Source organism: Streptomyces sp. NPDC060035, assembly GCF_042736635.1.
Classification (GTDB): Bacteria; Actinomycetota; Actinomycetes; order Streptomycetales; family Streptomycetaceae; genus Streptomyces.
The window spans coordinates 388614-405427 of sequence record NZ_JBHWVO010000003.1 but is presented as its reverse complement, the minus strand read 5'-3'; the positions used below and the strand labels follow the sequence as shown (position 1 = coordinate 405427).

Below are 16814 nucleotides of genomic sequence, written 5' to 3'. Positions count from 1 at the left end.
GGAGGCCCCGCCGGGCTCGTGCGGACGACGGGGACACGCTCGGGCCGATGGGGTCCTTGACCGTGCTGATCGGGTGAGGTATTGGCGCGGCGGGAGTTGTCCCGACCGGGCGTGGGACGGATGGGGGAGCCGCGACGTCGCGGCCTGCGCCGATCGCGTCGCAGCTTCCGATGGGAGCCCTCACACCATGGTCCGTCTCACCGCGTCCGTCTCCGCCGCTGTGGTGGCAGCGGGCGCATCCCTCGCCATGCTCGCCCCCTCCGCCGTGGGTGCAGCGGCAGCGAACGTCGAACAACAGGTCCGAGCCGCAGATCTGGGCCCCGGGGGGTCCTGGAGCCGGCTGCAGGACGTCCCGAGCATCGCGAACCGGCCGCCCGGCGTCCAGGAGGTCTCGCCGATCACCGACCCCGTCCGGTTCAACGGCAGCCTGCACCTCGCGGTCGCGGGTGGACAGCAGGCCCAGGCCGCGCACCACTACACCGCTCCGGTCCCGCTGAGCACGGTCGCGGCCGCCGAACTGTCCTACGACTCCTACGTGAGGACCGTGGAGGACGGCGCCACCGGCACCGCGGCGAACCTCCAGCTCCCGCTGGTCTGCCAGGGCGCTTCCACGACGCTCAGCTTCCAGCCGCAGCTCGCCACGGACGGTCAGGGCCGCACGGGCGTGGTGCCGGACACCTGGCAGCACTTCGCGTCCACCGGTTCCTCGCTCTGGCGTACCTCGCAGGCGCTGCCCACGGACCCCGCGCTGCCCGCCGGATCCGACTCACCGATGAGTACCTACGCCGCCGCCTGCGACGCCCCCGGCGACGGGGTCGGCGGCCTCGTCGCGAGCGTCGGCAGGCCCGGTGACGTCGAAGCATCGCTCGACACCTACGTGGACAACCTGACCGTGAACGGAACCACGCACGACTTCGCCGTCGAAGGGCTCGCCACGGGCCGCATCGTGCTGAACCACAGCAACCAGGACAGGCCCTGCCACCGCGCGAGCAACCCCTGCCCGCGTACGTACAGCGACACGGCGAGCGGCGTCGTCATCTTCACCGACCCGGCGGGCGGCCCCGAGTACCGCGCCGTCGGCACCCGCCTGGTCTTCTCGAACGGACGGGCACTCGCCCCCGGAGCCCTCACCGTGACGGCGAACGGCCGGCCCCTCACCCTCACCCCGGGTCCGCGCGGGACGCTCACCGGGGTCGTGTCGCTCCCGCCGAGCGTCGACGTGGACCCGAACGGCACCTACCGCACCGCGCTCACCGTCACCCACCGCGAGACCCCTCAGCGTGATGGCGGTACGGGCGGGCGCGACGGGCTGAAGGTCTCGGCCGAACTCCTGGCCACGGGCTACGAGACCCTCCAGCGGACGGGTGTGATCACCAGCACCACGGTGCGGTGACACCCTCGCACCACTGAACGCGACGACGGGGCGCGGAGCCGGTGAAACCGGCCCCGCGCCCCGTCGTCGGCCCCGGACGGGCCCCGCGAGATCTCCTAGGAGCTCGCGGAGGAAGCTGCCGCGCTCGACTTCGCCCCGGGGGAGGAGGCGGGCGTGGGCCTCGCAGCCTGTCCCTGCGCGGGAACCGGTTCGGGACCGGACGCTTCGGCCTTCGGGGCTTCGGACTCCTCGGCTTCGGGCTTCGCCGGTTCCGGTTCGGGTTCCGGTGCGGGATCCGGCTCCATGTCCGTCGGGCCGCCCGGCGCCGGTTCGCCCAGGGAGTCCAGTGCCGCCCGGGCCAGGGGAGCGGCCAGCGGAGAGAACACCGGGTTCGTGCGGACGGACTCCTCCAGGTGGCCGCGGGCCGGGCCGTTCTGCGAGAGGGCGCTTTCGATCACACCCAGGTGGTACGTGTACGAGGCGTTCCGGATGCCCGTCTCCACCGCCTGCTCCGCGTACTGCAGGGCCTCCTCCGACCGGCCCGCACGGTGCAGCGCCCATCCCAGCGCGTCCGCCGCCGCCGAGCTGCGGTGCAGGGCCGACCACTCGGCGCGCATCAGCTCCACCGCCGCCGCCGGGTCGCCGTGGTCGGCCTCGAAGCGGGCCTCGGTCAGGGACTCGTCCACTCCGGCCGTCCTCGCCTGTGCGAGCAGCTTGCGGAGCTCCGAGTACTGGGTGCGGGCGTCGCCGTCCAGGCTCAGGGACTCGTACAGCTCGCCCAGTTCGAGTACGTACTCCGGGCGGGGCAGCTTCGCCGTCGCCGTCTGGTAGTCGGCCAGGGCCTCGTCCGTGCGGTCCAGGGCCACCAGGGCGCGGGCCCGGCCGGCGCGGGAGGCGAAGTGGTTGCCGTCGGTGCGCAGGGCCGCCTCGTACTGGGCCACGGCTTCCGCGGGCTCGCCGCGCTCCCACGCCAGGTCGCCGAGGCGGTGCAGGGCCTCCGCCTTCTCCGCCGGGGCGGTGGCGTGGTCCGCCGCCTCCTGGGCGGTGGCCAGGGCGTCCTCGCGCCAGCCCTGGCTGCGGTACATCTCGGCCGTCCTGGCGAGCGCGGGAGCGCCCTTGCGCAGCGACCCGAACTTCTCCGTGGCTTTGTTGGAGGCCTCGTACTCGCCGAGGCCGTTGTACGCGTCGATCAGGACCGGGTAGGCCGTCCAGTTCTTCGGCTGCCGGGTTCGTACCGTCTCGCCCCACTTCTTCGCGGCGAGGTAGTCGTGCCGTGCGTTGGCGAGCGCCCCCAGCCCCACCCAGGCCTCCGTGTTCCCGCGTTCACCGGGCTGCGCGGCCAGCGAGCGCTGCAGGGCCTGCTCGGCCCGCGTGTAGTACGCCGCGTCCGCGGAACGCCGGCCCCATTCCACGTACGCCGCACCGAGCACCGCCCAGGACGGCGCGTCGGAGGGATGGGTGTCCACCCACTGCTGCCGGTCCCCGATCAGCGCCGTGAGGTCGGAGAGGGACGCCGGGGAGCCCGCCGCCGCGGCCGCCTCGGCCCGCGCGACCGGCCCGGGCAAGGGCGGCACGGCCTCCTTGCGGCCGTCGGGTACGGCGACCACCGCACCGGCCACGAGCACGGCGCCCGCCACCGCGCCGAATGCCGCCCTGCGCAGTGTCGTGCGCATCGGCGTGGGAAGCGGTGGCACGGCCGTCGCACCCTCCGGCGGCAGGGTGGAGGGGGGTGGCTCCGGATTCTGCTGCGGCATGGCATCCATGCGCATCACTCTGCGTCAGTGTGAAGATCACATCGCGCTGGACGATCGCTGGCGCAGACGGGTTCACACCATTGGCCCCGGGTGTCAGGCTTGGATCATGGACGATCTTCTCGAACAGCTGCGCACGGGTCTGTCGGCCGATGCCCTGATCACCGACCCCGACGTCACCGCCACGTACGCCCACGACATGGCGAGCTTCTGCGAGGCGGGCGCCCCGGCCGTCGTCGTGCTCCCGCGCACGGTCGAGGAGGTCCAGCACGTCATGCGGACCGCCACGGCGCTGCGCGTCCCCGTGGTGCCGCAGGGCGCGAGAACGGGCCTGTCGGGTGCGGCCAACGCCTCCGACGGCTGCATCGTGCTCTCCCTCGTCAGAATGAACCGGATCCTGGAGATCAGCCCGGTCGACCGGGTCGCGGTCGTCGAGCCGGGCGTCATCAACGCCGTGCTGTCCCGCGCCGTCAACGAACACGGGCTGTACTACCCGCCGGACCCCTCCAGCTGGGAGACGTGCACCATCGGCGGCAACATCGGCACCGCGTCCGGCGGACTGTGCTGCGTGAAGTACGGCGTCACCGCCGAGTACGTACTCGGTCTCGAGGTCGTCCTCGCCGACGGGCGGCTCCTGAACACCGGCCGGCGCACCGCCAAGGGTGTCGCCGGGTACGACCTGACCCGGCTCTTCGTAGGCTCCGAAGGCAGTCTCGGCATCGTTGTCAAGGCCGTCCTCGCGCTGCGGCCCCAGCCTCCGCAGCAGCTCGTTCTGGCCGCCGAATTCCCCTCCGCCGCGGCCGCCTGCGACGCGGTCTGCCGGATCATGGAACGCGGCCACACCCCGTCACTCCTCGAACTGATGGACCGTACGACAGTGCGTGCCGTCAACGCGATGTCCTCCATGGGACTCCCCGAATCCACCGAGGCGCTGCTGCTCTGCGCCTTCGACACTCCCGATCCGGCGGCCGACCTCACCGCTGTCGGCGAACTGTGCACCGGGGCGGGCGCCACCGAAGTCGTACCCGCCGAGGATGCCGCCGAGTCCGAACTGCTGCTGCAGGCACGCAGGCTGTCGCTTCCCGCGATGGAGACCGTCAAGTCCGCCACGATGATCGACGACGTGTGCGTACCGCGCTCCAGGCTCGGCGCGATGATCGAGGGGACCGCCGCCATCGCCGACAAGTTCGGCCTCACCATCGGTGTCGTCGCCCACGCGGGGGACGGCAACACCCACCCCGTCGTCTGCTTCGACCACACCGACGCCGACGAGTCCCGCAGGGCTCGCGAATCCTTCGACGAGATCATGGCTCTGGGCCTGGAACTGGGCGGCACCATCACCGGCGAGCACGGTGTCGGCGTCCTCAAGAAGGAGTGGCTCGCCCGCGAACTGGGCGAGGTGGGCGTCGAGTTGCAGCGTGGCATCAAGGCAGCCTTCGATCCGCTGGGGCTGCTCAATCCCGGCAAGCTGTTCTGACCCCGCCCCACTCAGGCCTCGCCGTCCTGGGACTCGTCGCAGGGCCAGGGGTCGCTCAGCCACAGGTCGTCGGCGGGCAGCGGGGCGAGCAACTCGGCGAGCGCGCCGTCCAGGCCGAGCAGCGTGCTCTCGGACCCCGGGGGCACCACGCGAAGGGTGCGCTCCACCCAGGCGGCGACGGCGGCCGACGGCACCTCCAGGAGGGCGTTGCCCTCGGGCGAGGTGAGCGCGACACAGATGACGTCGTGTTCGTCGACCTTGGCCGGCCAGATCCGTACGTCCCCGTGCCCGCACGGCCTGAACACGCCTTCCACGAGCAGCTCACGGGCGAACGTCCAGTGCACGGGCGACTCGGATCCGATGTGGAAGGTGATGTGCACGGCGTACGGGTCGTCGGTGAGGTAGGACAGCCGGGCGGGTACCGGGACGGAGCGCTCCGGCGAGAGGACCAGCTTCAGTTCCAGTTCGCGTTCCACGATGTTCTGCATGAGGGTGCACGACCTTCCGATGCTCGTAGGGGCCGGTCCCTCGACCGGTCCGCACAAGGAGAGAGCGCCCTCCCGGCCATCCATGACGCGACTTCCCAGAAAAACTTCCGCAGGCCCGGAAAGTGGTCCAAACGGCAGGACCGGCCCGTGGGTGCGCGACGGTCTGATAGATGTGGACCCTTGTATTGAGGCCGGCCGGCGATCGGACGGTGCGACGCCACCCTCCGATCGCCGGCCGGTCTGAGGCCTCGAAGAGATACGGGACCACGGTGATGAGCGCCCCAACCCCGGCACCCGGTGACGAAAGCCCCCGAGAGGGCTACTACCCCGACCCGTCCATTCCCGGATATGTCCGGTACTGGAACGGCGCATCTTGGGTTCCCGGTACGAGCCGGCCCGCACCCCGGCAAGGCGAGGCGACCCCTGCGCCGCCTCCCGCGGATTCCGCCCCGCAGCCGTCGGCGCAGCAGACCGTCCCGGTGGATGAGACCGGGCCGATGTTCTTCGACGAGGCCGACGGGCTCGGCGGGGGCGAGGCGGGGGCCACCGGCGGCCGCCCGGAACCCGCGACGGCCTGGCAGGCCGACACGTCACGGCAGACAGGCTTCGGCGGCGACCGTGACCGCCGTGTCTCCTGGGGCGGCCCGGATCCCCGTACGCCCGGTGACGGCGCACCGCCTCCCGCCGCCGCTCCGGCGGACCGCGCTCCGGCCGACCGCGCGCCCCAGGATCCGCGCCGGCCCGGGGAACCGGACCCGACGCGCGGCGCCCTTCCCGGCATGCGGGACGGCAACAGTGACGTGACCGACGGCACCGTCGCCATGCGGGTCGGCCGGCCCGGCGGCAGTGGTGACGCGGACCGTCCGCCGACCGACGGCACGGTGACGATCCGTGCCGTGGGACGGGACGGCGCCGCCCGTACACCTCGCCCGCGCGAGGAGGGACCGGCGCCCGCCGACGGCACGATGGCGATCCGCGCCGTGCCGCCCGGCTCCACGTCCCAGCCGCAGGCCCCGAACCCGCCCCAGGCGCAGGCTCAGCCGCAGGCACCGGCACAGGCGCAGACGCCCCCGGTGAACACGCCCCTGACTCCCGGTCCCGGCGGCGGATCCGCGTCCTGGGCGCAGCAGGCGCACCAGCTCGCCCAGCCCGAGCAGACGGCCCGCCCGCACCGGCAACAGCATCAGCCGCAGCGCCCGATGCCCGCGCAGCAGCAGGGCGCCCGGCCCGAGCAGCAGCAGCCGGTCGTGCCCTGGAAGCCTCCGGTCGAGGACCCCTTCCAGCAGCTCGCCCGGGCCCAGGCGTCCGCCAGGCCCGCAGGGCTCGGCAAGCGGCTGACCGCCCGGCTCCTGGACACGGTGGTGCTCGGCGCGGTCGTCGGTGCGATCAGCTTCCCGCTGGTCACACAGGCGATGGACCACATCGACGCGAAGATCGAGGCGGCCAAGCTGTCCGGCGAGACGGTCACCGTCTGGCTGCTGGACTCCACGACGGCCGGGCTGTTCGGTGCCGTACTCGGCGTGTTCCTGGTGCTCGGCTTCGTGCTGGAGGCCCTGCCCACCGCCAAGTGGGGCCGCACGCTGGGCAAGAAGCTCTGCGGACTCGACGTACGGGACATCGAGTCCCACGGACCGCCCACGATCGGGGCCGCGCTGCGGCGCTGGCTCGTGTACGGGGTGCTGGGTCTTCTCGTCATCGGCGTGATCAACGTGCTGTGGTGCCTGTTCGACCGCCCGTGGCGGCAGTGCTGGCACGACAAGGCGGCCCGCACGTTCGTTGCCGGCTGAGGGCGGGGCAGCCACCGGGGACGGGCCGCTTACGCCCGTGTGCCGACCCCCGTCCCCCGAAAGCACCTGAGCCGTTGCGGGCCTGTGCGGGCCGGGGTGCACTGCCCCCATGAGCAACGAACCGCCGCCGCCGCCCGGTCAGCCGCCCGAGGACGATCCCTTTTCCAAGAGGCCGCCGGACGGCTCTCCGCCACCGTCCGGCGGCTCGCCCTACGACAGCGGGCCGCCGCCACCTCCGCCGCACGATCGGGATCCGTTCGGCGGCAGCGGGCAGCACGGCGGTGCGGATCCGCTGGCCGGTATGCCGCCGCTCGCGGAGCCGGGCAAGCGGATCCTGGCGCGGCTGATCGATTTCCTCATCATCTCGATCCCGCTGTACCTGATCTCGCTGCCCTTCGGTGGCGCGGTCGATGTCTCCTCGGACGGCGGCGACGACGACTTCGGCGACGCCATCAGCAACACCTACAGCGGGCATCAGTTGCTCTGGTCGCTGATCGGCCTGGCGGCCTACGTCGCCTACGACACGTATCTGACGCACAAGGACGGGCGGACGCTCGGCAAGCGGCTGCTGAAGATGCGCGTGGCGATGCTCAACGACGGTTCGGTGCCCGACACCGCCTCCGCGCTGATGCGGGCCGTCGTGCTGTGGCTCCCGGCGCTGTTGTGCTGCCCCTGCCTGTGGTGGCTGATCAACATCCTGCTGATGTTCACGGACAAGCCGTACCGGCAGGGGCTGCAGGACAAGGCGTCCAAGACAGTTGTGGTCACCGTCCCATGAGGCCGGGGCGGTTCAGGAGCTGTTGCCCGACCCGCTGGGTCGGCAGCTTCTCAGCGGTGCAGGGAATGCTCGCCGATCCGCTCCGTGTGCGCGGAGGCGATCTCGATGTCCTCGATCGTGCGGTGGGCACGGACAGCGGCCGGCGCCGGTGCCGTCCGGACCTTCGTGCGCTTGGGCAGGGGCACGGTCACGGCCACCAGCAGACCGAGCCCCAGGGCCGCGGTGCCGATGACGGCCACACCGATGCCCGAATTCGTGCGGGACAGCAGCAGCATGGCGAGGGTCGCGAAGACGACGGTGACCGAACCGTAGGAGAACTGTGCGGCAGTCGGACGCGGCATGGCGGTATCCGTCCTCGGGGCATCGGCTGGGGCAGTCTCTCAACACAGTCGCACTGTCAATCGACTCTACGACGGTGGATGCCCGTGAGGAACACGTAGTAAGCGTGACCTAACCCACGGTACCGGTGCACGGGGGGCGCACTGAGTCACGCTGTCGCCGATCGGGCGCGCGCGGCGCGCCGGTTGGCCGGCCGCCGAAGAAGCGGTGAACGTCCGAATACCGGAAATCGACTCCTGCATAGTGCAGTTGGCCTGTGCAAGTCAAGATCTGTCTTTTCTCTCATACATCCGATCGAATGTCGTCACGTGTGACGCGTTGACGCGCGCGGCTTTTCTCAACCCCCTTGCCGCGGACGCGAAACGCCGGGGAGGACTGCATCAAGTGATCACTCAGAGACGGGCGCTACGCGCCACCGCGGTAGCCGTGGCGCTGGCCGCCACCGCCGCGACGGCATCGGTTTTTGCCACCGCCCAGGCAGATGACAAGGCGTCGGGATCCGGCGCCTCCATCATTGACCGACGGGATCCCGCACCGGTCAAGGCGAGCGAGCACGACCTGGAAGGCCCCTTCAGCAAGGAGCAGGACGCTCAGCGTCAGGCCGCGCTGGAGCAGGTACTGGCCGGTGACAAGAAGGTCTCGACCCGCGGTGGCTCCAAGGTCGTCAAGCTCGGCAACAACAAGTACGTCGAGCTCGGCCGCGAGAAGACCGACAAGATCTTCACCATCCTGGTGGAGTTCGGCGACACGGTCGACGACACCACGATGTTCGACCCGGACGGCGAGGGCCCCAAGCCGCCGGTCAAGAAGTACGGCGGCACGCCCGGCCCGCAGCACAACGAGATAGCCGAGCCGGACCCGGCGAAGGACAACAGCACCGCCTGGCAGGCCGACTACAACCAGGCCCACTTCCAGGACATCTACTTCGGTGAGGGCAAGGGCAAGAACTCGCTGAAGACGTACTACGAGAAGACGTCCTCCGGGCGCTACTCGGTCGACGGCGAGGTCTCGGACTGGGTCAAGGTCCCGTACAACGAGGCCCGCTACGGCTCCAACTACTGCGGCTCCTCCAACTGTGCCAACGTCTGGGACACGGTCCGCGACGGCGTCAACGCCTGGGTCACCGACCAGAAGGCCAAGGGCCGCACGCTGGAGCAGATCAAGGCGGACCTCGCTCAGTACGACCAGTGGGACCGCTACGACTTCGACGGCGACGGCAACTTCAACGAGGCCGACGGCTACATCGACCACTTCCAGCTGGTCCACGCCGGTGAGGACGAGTCCGCGGGCGGCGGCGCCGAAGGCACCAACGCCATATGGGCGCACCGCTGGTACGCGTACGGCACCAACGCCGGCGCGACCGGTCCGGCCGGCAACAAGGCCGGTGGCGCCGAGATCGGCGACACGGGCATCTGGGTCGGCGACTACACCGCGCAGCCCGAGAACGGCGGCCTGGGTGTCTTCGCCCACGAGTACGCCCACGACCTCGGCCTGCCGGACCATTACGACACCTCCGGCGGCGGCGAGAACTCGGTCGGCTTCTGGTCCCTGATGTCGGCGGGCTCCTGGCTCGGCACCGGCAAGGGCGAGATAGGCAACCTGCCCGGCGACATGACCGCCTGGGACAAGCTGCAGCTGGGCTGGCTCGACTACGGCACGGCCAAGGCCGCCACGAACTCCGTCCACAAGCTGGGCGTCTCGGAGTACAACACCAAGAACAAGCAGGCGCTCGTCGTCGAGCTGCCCGAGAAGGAAGTCACCACCACCGTCACGAAGCCCGCGGAGGGCTCGAAGCAGTGGTGGAGCGACATGGGCGACGATCTGTCGAACACCCTGACCCGCTCGGTCGACCTGACCGGCAAGACGTCCGCCTCGCTGGACCTGTCCGGCTGGTACGACATCGAGGCCGACTACGACTACCTCTACACCGAGGTGTCCGAGAACGGCGGCTCCAGCTGGACCGCGCTCGACGGCACGGCCGACGGCCAGGCCATCCCGCGCGACGCCAGTGACAAGCCGGCCCTTACCGACGTCTCGGGCGCGTACAAGAAGCTCACGTACTCGCTGAACGCCTACGCGGGCAAGAAGGTCGACCTCCGCTTCCGCTACCAGACGGACGGCGGCGCGGGCGGCAAGGGCTTCACGGCCGACGCCATCACGGTCAGCGCCGACGGTGCCGTGCTCTTCACGGACAACGCCGAGGGCGACGACAACGGCTGGACGTCCAAGGGCTTCTCGCGGATCGGTGAGTCGTTCACCAACGACTACCCGCAGTACTACATCGCCGAGAACCGCCAGTACGTGTCGTACGACGAGACCCTCGAGGTCGGCCCGTACAACTTCGGCTTCTCCGCCACCCGTCCGGACTGGGTCGAGCACTACGCGTACCAGAACGGCCTGATGGTGTGGCTCTGGGACACCTCCCAGAAGGACAACAACACCTCGCAGCACCACGGCCAGGGTCTGATCCTGCCGGTGGACTCGCACGCCAAGCCGCTGAAGTGGGCCAACGGCTCGCTGCTGCGCAACAAGATCCAGCCGTTCGACGCGCCGTTCAGCTGGTACCCGAACAAGGGCTTCACGCTGCACAACGCGGACGTGCCGCTCAAGATCAAGCCCTCGCTGGGCGTGCCGGTCTTCGACGACCACAAGGGCACGTACTGGTACGAGGAGAACCCCACGGGAAGTGTCCGCGTTTCTGACACCAACACCCGGATCTCGATCATCAGCGAGCCGCTCAGCGGCTCCACGATGACCGTGAAGGTCGGACCCTCGACCAAGTAGTCAGCAACACCGCAGGTCAGATCATGATCGGCCGTCGCCCTCTAGCGGGCGGCGGCCGATCGTGTTTAGGTGCGTCGTGTTCGATCCTTATTGACGCGATGTCTCACGGGGGAGCGCAAAGCATGGCAGGCGGAGGTTTCTGCAGGTTGCCCAACGGCACGGTGGTGGTGGCGGTCGCCCTCAACCGTCCCGCGGACGGGGCCGGGCCCGGAACCCCGATACGCGTGCTGGTGCACGCGGCCACCCGGGCGCGTGCCCTGACCAGACTGCGCAACCTGGGACTGCGCGCCGTCTACCTGCGCGGCAACGCCCAGCCGCCCACCGAGGACGAGATCACGGCGGTGCTGCACCACCCGGACGGGCTGCTCTGGCGGACGGCGCCGCAGACCGGCCAGGAGCTGTGGCACCCGATCCGCGCCCTGCTGGGACCCACCGGCTACGCGGGACCGGTCCGCCCGGCCGCCTGAGGGCCCCGGGAGCGGTCAGACGACCGGCTTGCCGGACAGCCCCACGCCCGCGGTGCGGAGCTCCTCCAGGGCCCGCTCAGTGGTCCCCTCGGCGACACCGGCGGTCAGCTCCAGCAGTACGTGCGTGGTGAAGCCCTCCCGGACGGCGTCCAGCGCCGTGGCGCGCACACAGTGGTCCGTGGCGATGCCGACGACGTCGACAGCGGTGACGGAGCGGTCCCGCAGCCACTGGGCAAGCCCGACCCCGTTCTCGTCGAGGCCCTCGAACCCGCTGTACGCAGCGGCGTACGCCCCCTTGTCGAAGACGGTGTCGATCGCGCCGGAGGCGACGGCGGGGGCGAAGTTCGGGTGGAAGCCCACCCCCTCCGTACCGGCGACGCAGTGCACCGGCCAGGAGTGCTCGAAGTCGGGCTGCGCGGAGAAGTGGTCACCCGGGTCGATGTGGTGGTCGCGGGTGGCCACCACGTGCCGGTACCCGGGCTGGGCCTCACCGATCAGGTCGGTGATGGCGGCGGCGACATCGGCGCCGCCCGCCACCGCGAGGCTGCCGCCCTCGCAGAAGTCGTTCTGAACGTCAACGACGATCAAGGCGCGATGCATGACGGGTGTCCTTCGGTGGGGGGTCGACGGGGACTCGGCGGGAGAAACGGGACGGTGGGGATGCCGACGAGCCTAGAGACTCGGCGGAGTGTGCGGGAGGGGGCACACTCGGCGGGTCTGCGCCCCGCACCCGGAACATGCCCGTCCGGCGTCCGAGGGCGAAGCGCCCCGGGACGTCCCGGAACCGACCCCCGCCGGCCTCACACGTACTCCGTGGGGATCACCGGCTCCCCCCGCGACAGCTGGATCGCCGACATCGGCAACCCCTTCAGCGCCGCGACGTGCCGCTCGCGCGCAGCCTCCAGCGGCTCGCGGGCGACCACCGCGCCGCCCCTGACCAGCTCGACCAGCAGCTGCCGGTCCGCGAGCTCCGCCGGAACGGGCCCCGTGCCGATCACCTCCGCCTCGGCCACCCCCTGCTCGTCCAGCCGGCGCGCCGCCCACTTGCGCCCACCCCTGGACGACTTCGCGCCCAGCGACTTCTTCACGACCGGCAGCAGCGGATCGGCCGGATCGGCGGACCCCGCACGCGCCACCAGCTTGTAGACCATCGAGCACGTCGGGTGCCCGCTCCCGGTGACCAGCTGCGTGCCCACCCCGTACGCGTCGACGGGCGCGGCGGCCAGCGAGGCGATCGCGTACTCGTCGAGGTCCGACGTCACCACGATCTTCGTCCGTGTGGCGCCCAGCTCGTCCAGCTGCTGCCGCACCCGGTGGGCGACCAGCAGCAGGTCTCCCGAGTCGATCCGTACGGCCCCGAGCTCCGGCCCCGCGATCTCCACCGCCGTACGGACCGCCTCGGTCACGTCGTACGTGTCGACCAGCAGCGACGTGCCCCGGCCCAGCGAATCCACCTGCGCCCGGAACGCGTCCCGCTCGCTGTCGTGCAGCAGCGTGAAGGCGTGCGCGCTCGTCCCGACGGTCGGGATGTTGTACCGGAAGCCGGCCGCCAGGTCCGAGGTGGTGTGGAAGCCGCCGATGTACGCGGCACGGGCCGCCGCCACCGCGGACAGCTCATGGGTGCGCCGGGCGCCCATCTCGATCAGCCGGCGGCCACCCGCCGCGGCCGACATCCGTGACGCGGCCGCGGCGATCGCCGAGTCGTGATTGAGGATCGAAAGGATGACGGTCTCGAGCAGCACACATTCGGCGAAGGAGCCCTCGACCCGCAGGAGCGGCGAGCCCGGGAAGTACACCTCGCCCTCCGGGTAGCCCCAGATGTCACCGCTGAACCGGTAGTCGGCCAGCCAGTCGATCGTGGCGGTGTCGACGATGTGCTGGTCACGCAGGAAGGCGAGCATCTCGTCGTCGAAGTGGAAGTTCTCCACGGCGTCCAGCACCCGCCCGATGCCCGCGACGACGCCGTAGCGCCGCCCCTCGGGCAGCCGCCGGGTGAAGGCCTCGAAGACGGAGCGCCGGTCCGCGGTGCCCGCCTTCAGTGCGGCCTGCACCATCGTGAGCTCGTACTGGTCGGTGAAGAGTGCGGTCGACGGCACACCGACCCGTCGCCCAAGGTCCGCTGAGTTCATGCCAGGGATGCTACCCCCTATTCGTCAATGTGACGAGATCTAGGACGACGGGGCGTCGGCGGGCTCCGTTTGTGCGCGAGGCCCTCCCTGGTGGCAGCATGGGGTAGGTGAGCGTTGCTGCCCCCGTAGAGATCGAACGTCCCGAATCGGCCGAGGAGACCTTCGCCGTCCCCGAGCCCGATGTCCCCTGGGTGACGCTGGTGCACAACGACCCGGTCAACCTCATGAGCTATGTGACGTATGTCTTCCAGGCCTACTTCGGCTACTCCAAGGACAAGGCGCACAAGCTGATGCTGGACGTCCACCAGAAGGGCCGCGCGGTCGTCTCCAGCGGCAGCCGCGAGGAGATGGAGCGCGATGTCCAGGCCATGCACGGCTACGGGCTCTGGGCCACGCTGACCCAGGACCGCAACTGACCTGACCGCTGTCCCTCCGCCCGACCCATCCATCGGAGAATCCATGGCCGGCCACTTCGAGGCCACCCCCGGCGGCGGCGCGTCCGTCGCTCTCGACGAGGTCGAGATCGCGATCCTGCGCTCCCTCGCCGTCCAGCTCCTGGAACTGGTGGGCCCCGGCGACGAACCCGCCGACGGCGAGGACCCGCTCGCCTCCCTCTTCGCCGAGGGGCCGAGCGAACCGCCCACCGACCCGGCGCTCGCCCGGCTCTTCCCCGAGGCGTACGGGGACGAGGACAAGGAACTGCGCGAGGCGTCCGCGGAGTTCCGCCGCTTCACCGAGAACGACCTGCGCACCCGCAAGCGCGAGGACGCCCTCCTCGTCGTACGGACGCTCGACGCGCTCACGCCGACCGGGGACGGCGGCGCGGTACTCACCCTCACCGCCGACGAGTGCCGCAGCTGGCTGGGCTCGCTCAACGACCTCAGGCTGACCATCGGCACCCGTCTCGAGGTGTCCGACGAGGACCAGGGGCAGGACGGCTCGCTCTACCGGCTCCCCGACAGCGATCCGCGCAAGCCGATGGTGATGGCCTATCTCTGGCTGGGCGCTCTCCAGGAAACCCTCATCGAAACGCTGATGCCTCACTGAGGCCTTCCGCGACAGCGCCGTGTTCGGACGGAGCGCCGTGTTCCGGCGGCCGCGTTCCGCCAGTGCCCTGTTCGCTCAACGGATGCTCAAATCCGAATAACGATCCCGTCACCTGAATAGCCTTCTTTGCAGCGGCTGGAAACCCTTGTCCGCTTTTTCCTGTGGCGTGCGCCACATAATGTCCGACGGCTCGCCCGTGCGCCCGTGATAAATCTTCACGACCGCCCGGGGACGCCACCCCTGTCCCCGGGGGCGCTACAAGCCGGCCGAACGCCGGCGGCACTCCATCCATATCCGGGGGGATCAGGACCTGATCCGACGCCTACGAGGGCGCGGATCGGCGTGGAGAAAGGCGCACCACCATGACATCGGCGCAGGTCGACGACAAGGGACAGCCCGGCCCGCAGGCCGTGGACACGGGCACGACGGGTGAGGGCTACCAGCGTGGTCTGGGAGCCCGTCAGATCCAGATGATCGCCATCGGCGGTGCCATCGGCACGGGGCTCTTCCTCGGTGCGGGCAAAGCCATCGACCGGGCAGGGCCCAGTCTCATCCTGGCGTACGCCATCGCGGGTCTGGTCATCTTCTTCATCATGCGGGCCCTGGGCGAACTGCTCATGTACCGCCCGGTATCCGGCTCCTTCTCGGAGTACGCACGTGAATTCCTCGGTCCGTTCTTCGGCTTCGTGACCGGCTGGACGTACTGGCTGTTCTGGGTCGTCACCGGAATCACCGAAGTCACCGCAGCGGCCACCTATATGACGTACTGGTGGGATATCCCGCAATGGCTGTCCGCACTGGTGTTCACCGTCATCCTGTACGGCGCGAACCTGATCTCGGTAAAGCTCTTCGGTGAGCTCGAGTTCTGGTTCTCGATGGTCAAGGTCACCGCGATCGTCGGCATGATCCTCATCTGTGCCGGAGTCCTCACGATCGGCTTCTCCGACGCCGCTGACACCGCGACCGTGGCCAACCTGTGGAACGACGGCGGCTTCTTCCCCGAAGGCATCGGCGGCACGCTGATGACCCTCCAGATCGTGATGTTCGCCTTCCTCGCGGTCGAGCTGGTCGGTGTCACCGCCGGCGAGTCCAAGGACCCCAAGACCGTTCTCCCCAAGGCCATCAACACCGTGCCGTGGCGCATCGCCGTCTTCTATGTCGGCGCGCTGATCATGATCCTCTCGGTGGTGCCGTGGAGCACGTTCCAGCCGGGTGTCTCACCGTTCGTCGCCGCGTTCGAGCAGATGGGCCTCGGCGTCGGCGCCGCGATCGTCAACTTCGTCGTCCTCACCGCCGCGCTCTCCTCCTGCAACTCCGGCATGTACTCCACCGGCCGCATGCTGCGCGACCTCGCGCTCAACGGGCAGGGGCCGAAGGCCTTCACCAAGCTGACGAAGAACGGCCTCCCGCTCGTCGGCACCACCTTCTCGGCCGGGCTGATGCTCGTCGGCGTGTGGATCAACTACCAGTGGCCGGGCGAGGCGTTCAACTACGTCGTCTCCTTCGCGACCATCTCCGGCATGTGGGCCTGGATCATGATCCTCGTCTGCCAGCTCCGCTACCGGGCCAAGGCCGACCGCGGCGAGCTGCCCCAGTCCACCTTCAAGGCGCCGGGTGCCCCGTTCAGCAGCTGGTTCGCCCTCGGATTCATCGGCCTGGTGATCGTGATGATGGCCGTCGACAAGGACGCCCGGATCTCGCTGTACTGCGCGCCGCTGTGGGGCCTCATCCTCGGCGTCTCGTACCTGGTGCTCAAGTCCCGTAACCCCGGGAGCACCTCCTTCGCCAAGCGCTGACCTGCGCGAAAGCGCCCCCCAGGACAACGGCTGCCCCAACGGCCCGTCCAGCATCCGGGCCCCTGTGTACCGCTCCTCGGTACGCGGGGGCCCGTCTGCTTATCCTGGCGCCATGCTGACCCTTACCCAGGCGCTCTTCGACCAGATCGTCGCGCACTCCCGTGCCGACCACCCCGACGAGGCGTGCGGCGTGGTCGCGGGACCGGCCGGAACGGGCCGCGCGGAACGCTTCATCCCCATGCTCAACGCCGCACGCTCGCCCACGTTCTACGAGTTCGACTCGACGGACCTGCTGAAGCTCTACCGCGAGATGGACGACCGGGACGAGGAGCCGGTGATCATCTACCACTCGCACACGGCGACCGAGGCCTACCCCTCCCGTACCGACCTCACGTACGCCAACGAACCGGGCGCCCACTACGTCCTGGTCTCCACCGCGGACACCGACGAGTCCGGCCCCTTCCAGTTCCGCTCGTACCGCATCGTGGACGGCGAGATCACGGAGGAGGACGTCGAGGTCGTCGAGGCGTATCCCGCGGCCTCCTGAGCCCGCCGGGGGCGGGGCCGTGAGCACCGCCCCCGCCCTCCTGTCCACATGG

General features: G+C 70.2%; 15 protein-coding genes. 10 read left to right on the top strand and 5 right to left on the bottom strand.

What is annotated here, in order from left to right; translation table 11 throughout:
• Nucleotides 1-187 precede the first annotated feature (187 nt).
• Nucleotides 188-1393, top strand: coding sequence for a hypothetical protein (locus tag ACFWBQ_RS06850; protein WP_385484892.1), 1206 nt, complete (start codon nucleotides 188-190; stop codon nucleotides 1391-1393).
• A gap of 95 nt (nucleotides 1394-1488) precedes the next feature.
• On the opposite strand, the gene ACFWBQ_RS06845 is transcribed toward ACFWBQ_RS06850, so the two are convergent.
• Nucleotides 1489-3135: a tetratricopeptide repeat protein gene (locus ACFWBQ_RS06845; protein ID WP_385484890.1), complete on the bottom strand. Its 1647-nt coding sequence runs from the start codon at nucleotides 3133-3135 to the stop codon at nucleotides 1489-1491.
• A gap of 97 nt (nucleotides 3136-3232) precedes the next feature.
• Between ACFWBQ_RS06845 and ACFWBQ_RS06840 the strand changes: the two genes are divergently transcribed.
• Nucleotides 3233-4600 carry an FAD-binding oxidoreductase gene (locus tag ACFWBQ_RS06840; RefSeq protein ID WP_385484888.1) on the top strand — a complete coding sequence of 456 codons (1368 nt, stop codon included), beginning with the start codon at nucleotides 3233-3235 and terminating at the stop codon, nucleotides 4598-4600.
• Nucleotides 4601-4611: 11 nt separating this feature from the next.
• Here ACFWBQ_RS06840 and ACFWBQ_RS06835 read toward each other — a convergent pair whose 3' ends face one another.
• Entirely contained in the window at nucleotides 4612-5088 is a 477-nt protein-coding gene (locus ACFWBQ_RS06835; protein ID WP_385484886.1) for an SsgA family sporulation/cell division regulator, read from the bottom strand.
• Between the two features lie 272 nt (nucleotides 5089-5360).
• Here ACFWBQ_RS06835 and ACFWBQ_RS06830 point away from each other — a divergent pair, with 272 nt between their 5' ends.
• Together ACFWBQ_RS06830 and ACFWBQ_RS06825 are read left to right on the top strand one after the other, a co-directional pair.
• Nucleotides 5361-6875, top strand: coding sequence for an RDD family protein (locus tag ACFWBQ_RS06830; RefSeq protein WP_385484884.1), 1515 nt, complete (start codon nucleotides 5361-5363; stop codon nucleotides 6873-6875).
• A 109-nt stretch (nucleotides 6876-6984) separates the two neighbouring features.
• Complete coding sequence (locus ACFWBQ_RS06825; protein ID WP_385484882.1) at nucleotides 6985-7653, top strand: RDD family protein; 669 nt, start codon at nucleotides 6985-6987, stop codon at nucleotides 7651-7653.
• Nucleotides 7654-7703: 50 nt separating this feature from the next.
• On the opposite strand, the gene ACFWBQ_RS06820 is transcribed toward ACFWBQ_RS06825, so the two are convergent.
• Nucleotides 7704-7994, bottom strand: a complete 291-nt coding sequence (locus ACFWBQ_RS06820; RefSeq protein WP_385484880.1) for a hypothetical protein — start codon at nucleotides 7992-7994, stop codon at nucleotides 7704-7706.
• A 382-nt stretch (nucleotides 7995-8376) separates the two neighbouring features.
• Between ACFWBQ_RS06820 and ACFWBQ_RS06815 the strand changes: the two genes are divergently transcribed.
• Nucleotides 8377-10776 (top strand): immune inhibitor A domain-containing protein, encoded by a 2400-nt coding sequence (locus ACFWBQ_RS06815; protein ID WP_385484878.1) that lies wholly within the window; start codon nucleotides 8377-8379, stop codon nucleotides 10774-10776.
• Between the two features lie 122 nt (nucleotides 10777-10898).
• Nucleotides 10899-11243, top strand: a complete 345-nt coding sequence (locus tag ACFWBQ_RS06810) for a hypothetical protein (RefSeq protein WP_385484876.1) — start codon at nucleotides 10899-10901, stop codon at nucleotides 11241-11243.
• 15 nt (nucleotides 11244-11258) lie between these two features.
• Here ACFWBQ_RS06810 and ACFWBQ_RS06805 read toward each other — a convergent pair whose 3' ends face one another.
• The gene (locus ACFWBQ_RS06805; RefSeq protein ID WP_385484874.1) at nucleotides 11259-11843 is read right to left on the bottom strand and encodes an isochorismatase family protein; all 585 of its coding nucleotides are present in this window, start codon (nucleotides 11841-11843) and stop codon (nucleotides 11259-11261) included.
• 200 nt (nucleotides 11844-12043) lie between these two features.
• Complete coding sequence (locus tag ACFWBQ_RS06800) at nucleotides 12044-13372, bottom strand: nicotinate phosphoribosyltransferase (protein ID WP_385484872.1); 1329 nt, start codon at nucleotides 13370-13372, stop codon at nucleotides 12044-12046.
• Nucleotides 13373-13479: 107 nt separating this feature from the next.
• On the opposite strand from ACFWBQ_RS06800, the gene clpS reads away from it, so the two are divergent.
• From clpS to ACFWBQ_RS06780, 4 genes are all read left to right on the top strand, one after another.
• Nucleotides 13480-13788, top strand: a complete 309-nt coding sequence (clpS, locus tag ACFWBQ_RS06795) for an ATP-dependent Clp protease adapter ClpS (protein ID WP_031100168.1) — start codon at nucleotides 13480-13482, stop codon at nucleotides 13786-13788.
• 43 nt (nucleotides 13789-13831) lie between these two features.
• A complete protein-coding gene (locus tag ACFWBQ_RS06790; protein ID WP_385484869.1) occupies nucleotides 13832-14419 on the top strand; it encodes a DUF2017 domain-containing protein in 588 nt (195 codons plus the stop codon).
• Nucleotides 14420-14781: 362 nt separating this feature from the next.
• Nucleotides 14782-16215: an amino acid permease gene (locus tag ACFWBQ_RS06785; protein WP_385484867.1), complete on the top strand. Its 1434-nt coding sequence runs from the start codon at nucleotides 14782-14784 to the stop codon at nucleotides 16213-16215.
• Nucleotides 16216-16327: 112 nt separating this feature from the next.
• The gene (locus tag ACFWBQ_RS06780) at nucleotides 16328-16762 is read left to right on the top strand and encodes a Mov34/MPN/PAD-1 family protein (protein ID WP_385484865.1); all 435 of its coding nucleotides are present in this window, start codon (nucleotides 16328-16330) and stop codon (nucleotides 16760-16762) included.
• The last annotated feature ends 52 nt before the right edge of the window (nucleotides 16763-16814 follow it).